This window comes from Lyngbya sp. CCY1209 (assembly GCF_055795065.1).
Map to the genome: position 1 here is coordinate 25,260 of NZ_JAYFER010000441.1, position 6,000 is coordinate 31,259.

The window sequence follows — 6,000 nt, forward strand, 5'->3', positions numbered from 1 at the left end:
ACTTCCGACTCCGGCCACCGCAGATATTTGGGAGTTGGCGATCGGGATTCAATAGCAACAGTCAATCAGACAACTTAATTATGATTACATTGCCGGTGGATGCGGTCTCCAAGGCAACCGGGCAGATCGCCAGCACGACCACCCCGAAAAGGGCGATCAAACATTGGTTGAACATCGCCGTCGAATCCTGTTCGGAATTGGACGGAGAAGTCATCTCTTGTTCGTATCATCCCTTTGTCAATGCCTGCCATAAAGCCTATTCCCAACATTATCCCTTGCTCCTTTCCCCCGATATGTTTTGGCTGCTTTTCACTCAAGGTTTAGCCCATCATATCCACCTCAACTCGGAAGAAATGCGCCATTTATTTGCCGACAAAAAAACGGGAAAGCGACTCATCCAAGTCCGGAGAGATGATTTTGTGAAAGGCAGTCCAGAAAACCCCTGGGAGGAGGTTTTTTCCGAGTTTTCAGAGCAAATAAAAACCCTCATCGGCGAGGACAACCATCGCCATATCGTGGCTGAATTTAGCACGACGGGCAACATCGAGCGGGCGGCCGGAGAAATTGTGTTGATGGACGCTTTGCAGAGTTATTTTGACTATTCTTTGATGACGATGTGTGGCATTCCCGAAATCACCCTGGAAGGAGAGGTTGCCGATTGGGAGTCGCTCAGAGAGCGAGTCGCAGCCACGGGCGAAGTTTACGGTTTGCAGTGGTGGACTCGGCATTTGTTGCCGGTTCTCGATCGCATCGTCAACACCGCCAAAGGTCTTGACGAGTCCCTCCTGTGGCGGAACTTATACAAAATTGAGGACGGCAGTGGCGGGCCGTTTATTAGCGGTTGGATTGTTCAATGGTTTCCTTATTTGAGGAACCATGACGACAGCATCTATAAAAATCAGAGTTTTGAGGTAGAAGGAACACCGATCGCCGGTTTAAAAGATATCACGTTATCGGGCAGTTTGACTCATTCTCAATTTCCCAGTGGCTTATCCGTCGCCCCCTTTGAGTGGCTGTATTACAGCCGACAGTACGACATGGAATTCATCGCCGGCTTCACCTCCTATACCCAGGACCAAAACACTCTGGCATTGCGGCCGAAAATCGGCTGGGCGGTGCGGGAGAAGCCGACATTTGCCAATACCCCAATTTGCCTGTAGTGACGGAAAAAATTTCGGATCGCGATCGCGACTAATCCCCCTTTGCCAATGAAAAATCTCGATGAATTTCCCACCGGCGGCCGTCGTGACGCAGCAGCGTCAGGGTTTTTGCCTCAAATTCAAATGCGATCGCTCGCTCCCGAAATTCCGGCCAAGCCGCTCGAAAATTTTGCCCGGTCAAATCTTTAAACGCGACGGTCATATGGGGAGAAAACGCCCGTTTTTTTGACCGTTCATCGACAAGATTTAAAGTGTCTTCAAAATGGGCGGTCAACTGCTTGTGAATATCGAGGAGTTCCGGCGTTTTCAGGACATTGACATAGATGACGCGGGGCGGGAAAGCCCCGAAACCGGACAAGGTGACGGGGACAGGTTGCCGAGTCGCCGCGAATTGACTCAGGGCATTTTCCAGGGTTGCCAAGTCGTCCGCCAGCCACTTGAAGGGGGGTTGAAGGGTGACGTGGGGGGGAGATTTGAGGGCGTGGCGGCTGTCGTAGCGGGTGGCGAAGTCCTGTTTGATAGCCGTGACTTGCTCTTGAATGGCTTTCGGGGGGAGGAGGGCGACGAAAAACAGGGGTTGGGACGGTGACATGGCGATCGCTCGGCGTTGGCGTAGCTGCCCCTAAAAATAGCACAGTCCGAATCCCAGCGATCCAGACTGCGCCATGATCTGCCGGCGATTTTATGGGGGTGGTGCCGACGGTTTACTAAAAGTGTTATTTTTAGCAAACCATAGAAATGTGAAGATGTTGTGGAGAAATCGAAAATCGAGTTTTTTTCTTCCCAAAGATAGAGTACGGCCCGAATCCGGAGGACTCGGGCCGTACCGTTATAAACCGGCAATCTTATAAATTGGGTGCCGGCGGTTTACTAAAGAGCTTATTTTTAGCAAACCACGAAAAAGTGAAGATTTTGTGGAGAGAACCCCAAATTTGAAAAAAAATTCTCCCCTCCCACCACCCCGACGGTTGAGGGACGTGGCCAGTGTGGCGGGAATCTCCTCCCCGGAGCAGCGATCGCCCCTCTGAGAGTGGATTCCGGGGCGCTTCGGTTTCCCGGCCGAGGAACGGGAAGATTGCTGGTAGAATTTATCTGGATTGCAATTTCCCACTTTCTGAGGGTTCGGGTCCGACGCGCCCGATCGGAAAATGGAAATCGCGGCTCGAATCGCGGGTTCTGCCGGAGCCGCCATCGCGATCGCCCCCCGCACCGAGCCGGTGTCGGGGCCACCGCCAAGATTGAAAGAATGTCCACTTGATATCCACAACCACAGAAGCCGAAACCATGCAACATTTGAATCTCATCGATTCCAACTCCAAGGGACAACCTGCACCCATCCCGGCGGACGGCAACTGCTGCTGCGGCGATCGCATGGAGGAGGGCCTGGATCTCGATCGCGTCAACGCCCACCTCGAAAATGCGGACGCGACGGAAGTGGTGAAATGGGCGGCGGACACCTTCGGGTCAGGGTTGGTCATGAGCACCAGTTTCGGCATCCAATCCGCCGTAATGCTGCATTTAGTCACCCGAGTCGTCCCCGATATCCCCGTGATTTGGGTGGATACCGGCTACCTCCCCGCCGAAACCTACCGCTTCGCCGACGAATTGAGCGATCGCCTCAACCTCAACCTGAAAGTCTACCAGTCCCCCATCAGCCCCGCCCGCATGGAAGCCCTCTACGGCCGCCTGTGGGAACAAGATGACGTCGGAGCCCTCAACCGCTACGACCAGATCCGCAAAGTCGAACCCATGCAGCGGGCCCTGGGTGAATTGAATGCCACCGCATGGCTGGCGGGACTGCGGGCCGACCAGACCGCCCACCGCCAAACCCTCCGCCGCGTCGGTCGCCAGTCCGACCGCCACAAAGTCTATCCCATCCTCAACTGGCACTCCCGGGACGTCTACCAGTACCTCACCGCCCACGATCTGCCCTACCACCCCTATTTCGACCTCGGCTACACCACCGTCGGCGACTGGCACTCCAGCCGCCCCCTGATGGCCGGGGACGAGAGCGATCGCGACACCCGCTTCCGGGGCCTTAAACAGGAGTGCGGCCTGCACCTGCCCCAAACCGACGACGAAGCCAAGAGCCTCGATTCGAGCTCTTTGTAAACCGAACATCGGGAACGGAAAAAAAATTGATAATTGTCAATTATCAATTATCAATTATCACTTGCCCCGTCGCTCCTGTTCCCGGCGACGCCGATCGCGCCAATCGGCAACTGTCAGATAGCCCACGCCGCCCGTCACCAGCAGCAGCAGGGCGATCGCGGCCAGAAATAAAATGTTGAGGGTCGTAAACTCCATAGGTGTCTGATTGTCGCTGTTTGATCAGGGTTTGGCGATTTTTCGTCTCCCTTTTCTGCGGCCGAAGGCAGTTCGGCATGGCGAGGAAGGGGACTCCAAATCGCCCCGTCTTGACTCCATCCTGCTAACGCGAGGAGGTCGAGTGCGACGGACTTTGTTCAAATGGCCCGAAGTTCGTCCAAAATGGTAAACCGGACGTGGTTGATCGCCAGATTTCCCACCGAAATCTCCTCCTTGTTGAGGGGAACCCCGTTATTGGTCAGGCGTTGAAACTTGAGTCCGCGGCCGATCTCGACGTGGTACCACGCCAACCCCATGAAAAACCGCAGGGGATAGGGACCGCCGTCGCCGATATCGTCCGGGTTGGACTCCATCGGCACCCAACCGAAGCCGGGGATGTAGAATTCGAGCCAAACATGATTGTACTCCGGTTCCAGCGGCACGTTGCGGCGATCGGCGAAGGCGGGGCACTTGTAGCGGCCCACCGTGCGACAGGGGATCTCGTTGAGACGCCCCAAAGCCAGCAGCACCCCCACATATTCCCCGCAGGACCCGACCCCCCGCCGGAGCACCACGTCCGGGGGTTCAATTTTGGCAGTGAGGCTGTAGTCGAGGCGATCGTAAACGTAATTGCGGACGTTCAACAACTTGCGGAGGACGTTGGTTTCCGTCCCCACCGCATCCTCGGCGGCCTCCCGGACGACATAGGACTCCATCGCCAAATTGTCATTATCCACCAGATAGCGATCTTTAAACTCCAGTGGCAGGGGCGGCACCTGTTCCACGTCGAGGGGGTGGATCTGGTACTTGATGGCGTGCACCTCCAGCAGGGCTTTCCAGCCGAAAATCCGCCGTTCTTTGGAACTCAGGGGCTTGAACTTGAACACAGCCACCCGCTCCCCGTCTTCCACCTCTTCGGTGAAGGGAGTTCCGATATAGGAAATTTCCCGCACCTTCTGGCGGTGGGTTTCCGAGGGCAGGGCGATGCGCCATTCCACGTCCTCCAAATATACCTCGTCGAGGGGTTCGATCTCTTCGACGTAGGACATCTCGATCAAAAAGCCGTTGGAGGTGGCGTAGCGCTCTTTTTCGTTGTAGTGAAAGTAGAGGGGGTGGACGAAGGTGCGATCGCGCTTGGCCAGTTGAAACTGTTCCAGGGAGTTGGGGTCGTCCCGGATGAACAACTCGTCCCCCGCATAGGCGACGTAGAGCACCGTTTCCCCCGTCTGCGGGTCCGGGTAAAACGCCAGACCGCTGGGGGACTCAAAGGGGGTCAAAACGTTGAACCGCGTCTCTCCCGTGCCCCGTTCCAGGCAGTACACCGTCTGCTCCAACTTGTCGCAAACCCACAATTCCTCATCCCGGACCGTCAGATTTTCCTCCCCGATTCCCGGGGCGTAAAATCGGGTGATTTCGCGGCCCGTGCTGGCGCTGTAGACGAAAATATAACCCGCTTCCCGAGAACTCAGGTAAAGGGTGGAGTTCCAGACGGCAATGCCGTCTATTCTGTAGGGGAGGGACACAAAGTGCTGGGGGTCGATCGCGATCGCGTCTCCCTTGAAGGCATCCCGGCAGACGTACACGCTATCATCCCGGGTAAACCACAGCGTCCCCTCCCAAATGGCCAAACCGCTGGCGTCGGTAAATTCCGCCGTATGATAAGGATTGATGACAATGGTATTGTCCGTGCGGGGGTCGATCTGGAGCAGAAATCCCCGCAGCGAATCCACGGCGTACAGGGTCTGTCCGACAAACGTCAGGCCGTGGAGAGCCGAAACCCCCATCGGTCGAATGGTTCTGTGGATGGGCTGGCGATCGCGATCGGGAGCCGGTGAATTGAGAGTCATGCTGAATCTGATGGGTGATGGACTGAGATACGATCCCCCGCAGGCAAAAACCGGGGTTCGGACATTTTATAGCAATTGGCAGTCCGCTTTCAGCCATCAGCTTACAGTTATTAGGAGATTATCGCTATGGCTGGTTTGGCCGCAGAAATTATCACTCAATTGCAAAATTGGGTGCGTCCCCGCCAATTGGGCCGGGTCATCGCTTCGAGTGGGGGTTTTCCCTTGCCGAATACCGATGCAGACCTGCGATCGCCGGATGCTTCGTTTACCGAAAAACTGGGTTCAAATTGCATAAACTTCCTCAGAAGATCGGCGATTTTCTGGAAGCGGGGACTCAAATTGGTGTTTGAGTCGGAGGGGAATAAAGGGGGGCGATCGCCCGATCGTTATGGTTCGGACGACGATTATTTGTCAGCCCACGGCATTCAATTATCAGCGATCGGTCGATAAGGCTTCGGGAAGAACATCGGGGGCGTCAGTCGGCGATCGGGCAGTCCCCGCACCAGTCTCCAAGCCGGCGCCGTACCCGCCCGGTCAACATCGAGACCTTCGCGGACGAGGAGGGGTTTTAATGTCCGGACAGAAACATTAGATACAATGTAGCTATCTGTGCGATTCGTTTGGGAATGAAATAAGGCTGAAATGCCTGAAATAACCTCCCAGTAAGGCTTCCATCCCCTTGGATG

The 6,000-nt window shown here is 55.5% G+C and carries 7 protein-coding genes; 3 read left to right on the plus strand and 4 right to left on the minus strand.

Translation table 11 applies throughout. The features are described from left to right. The first annotated feature begins 80 nt into the window (after nucleotides 1–80). Nucleotides 81–1,160, plus strand: a complete 1,080-nt coding sequence (locus tag AC0QHF_RS13600) for a DUF4419 domain-containing protein (protein WP_324704759.1) — start codon at nucleotides 81–83, stop codon at nucleotides 1,158–1,160. Nucleotides 1,161–1,191: 31 nt separating this feature from the next. Here the strand turns inward: AC0QHF_RS13600 and AC0QHF_RS13605 are convergent, their stop codons facing one another. Together AC0QHF_RS13605 and AC0QHF_RS13610 are read right to left on the minus strand one after the other, a co-directional pair. Further along, nucleotides 1,192–1,752 (minus strand): 2'-5' RNA ligase family protein, encoded by a 561-nt coding sequence (locus AC0QHF_RS13605; RefSeq protein ID WP_324704760.1) that lies wholly within the window; start codon nucleotides 1,750–1,752, stop codon nucleotides 1,192–1,194. Nucleotides 1,753–2,248: 496 nt separating this feature from the next. After that, nucleotides 2,249–2,446, minus strand: coding sequence for a hypothetical protein (locus tag AC0QHF_RS13610; protein ID WP_324704761.1), 198 nt, complete (start codon nucleotides 2,444–2,446; stop codon nucleotides 2,249–2,251). Here AC0QHF_RS13610 and cysH point away from each other — a divergent pair. Next, nucleotides 2,445–3,272 (plus strand): phosphoadenosine phosphosulfate reductase, encoded by an 828-nt coding sequence (cysH, locus tag AC0QHF_RS13615; protein ID WP_324704762.1) that lies wholly within the window; start codon nucleotides 2,445–2,447, stop codon nucleotides 3,270–3,272. The genes AC0QHF_RS13610 and cysH overlap by 2 nt on opposite strands. Nucleotides 3,273–3,329: 57 nt before the next feature. Here cysH and AC0QHF_RS13620 read toward each other — a convergent pair whose 3' ends face one another. Both AC0QHF_RS13620 and AC0QHF_RS13625 read right to left on the minus strand, forming a co-directional pair. After that, a complete protein-coding gene (locus AC0QHF_RS13620) occupies nucleotides 3,330–3,467 on the minus strand; it encodes a hypothetical protein (RefSeq protein ID WP_324704763.1) in 138 nt (45 codons plus the stop codon). Nucleotides 3,468–3,625: 158 nt separating this feature from the next. Beyond that, nucleotides 3,626–5,314 (minus strand): transglutaminase-like domain-containing protein, encoded by a 1,689-nt coding sequence (locus AC0QHF_RS13625; protein WP_324704764.1) that lies wholly within the window; start codon nucleotides 5,312–5,314, stop codon nucleotides 3,626–3,628. 126 nt (nucleotides 5,315–5,440) lie between these two features. Here AC0QHF_RS13625 and AC0QHF_RS13630 point away from each other — a divergent pair, with 126 nt between their 5' ends. Then, complete coding sequence (locus AC0QHF_RS13630) at nucleotides 5,441–5,764, plus strand: PDDEXK family nuclease (RefSeq protein WP_324704765.1); 324 nt, start codon at nucleotides 5,441–5,443, stop codon at nucleotides 5,762–5,764. Nucleotides 5,765–6,000 lie beyond the last annotated feature (236 nt).

Bases quoted from the DNA above. Each gene is read 5' to 3' on its own strand.
- AC0QHF_RS13600 (WP_324704759.1), top strand. From the start codon at position 81: ATGATTACATTGCCGGTGGATGCGGTCTCCAAGGCAACCGGGCAGATC.
- cysH (WP_324704762.1), top strand. From the start codon at position 2,445: ATGCAACATTTGAATCTCATCGATTCCAACTCCAAGGGACAACCTGCA.
- AC0QHF_RS13625 (WP_324704764.1), bottom strand. From the start codon at position 5,314: ATGACTCTCAATTCACCGGCTCCCGATCGCGATCGCCAGCCCATCCAC.
- AC0QHF_RS13610 (WP_324704761.1), bottom strand. From the start codon at position 2,446: ATGGTTTCGGCTTCTGTGGTTGTGGATATCAAGTGGACATTCTTTCAA.
- AC0QHF_RS13605 (WP_324704760.1), bottom strand. From the start codon at position 1,752: ATGTCACCGTCCCAACCCCTGTTTTTCGTCGCCCTCCTCCCCCCGAAA.
- AC0QHF_RS13620 (WP_324704763.1), bottom strand. From the start codon at position 3,467: ATGGAGTTTACGACCCTCAACATTTTATTTCTGGCCGCGATCGCCCTG.
- AC0QHF_RS13630 (WP_324704765.1), top strand. From the start codon at position 5,441: ATGGCTGGTTTGGCCGCAGAAATTATCACTCAATTGCAAAATTGGGTG.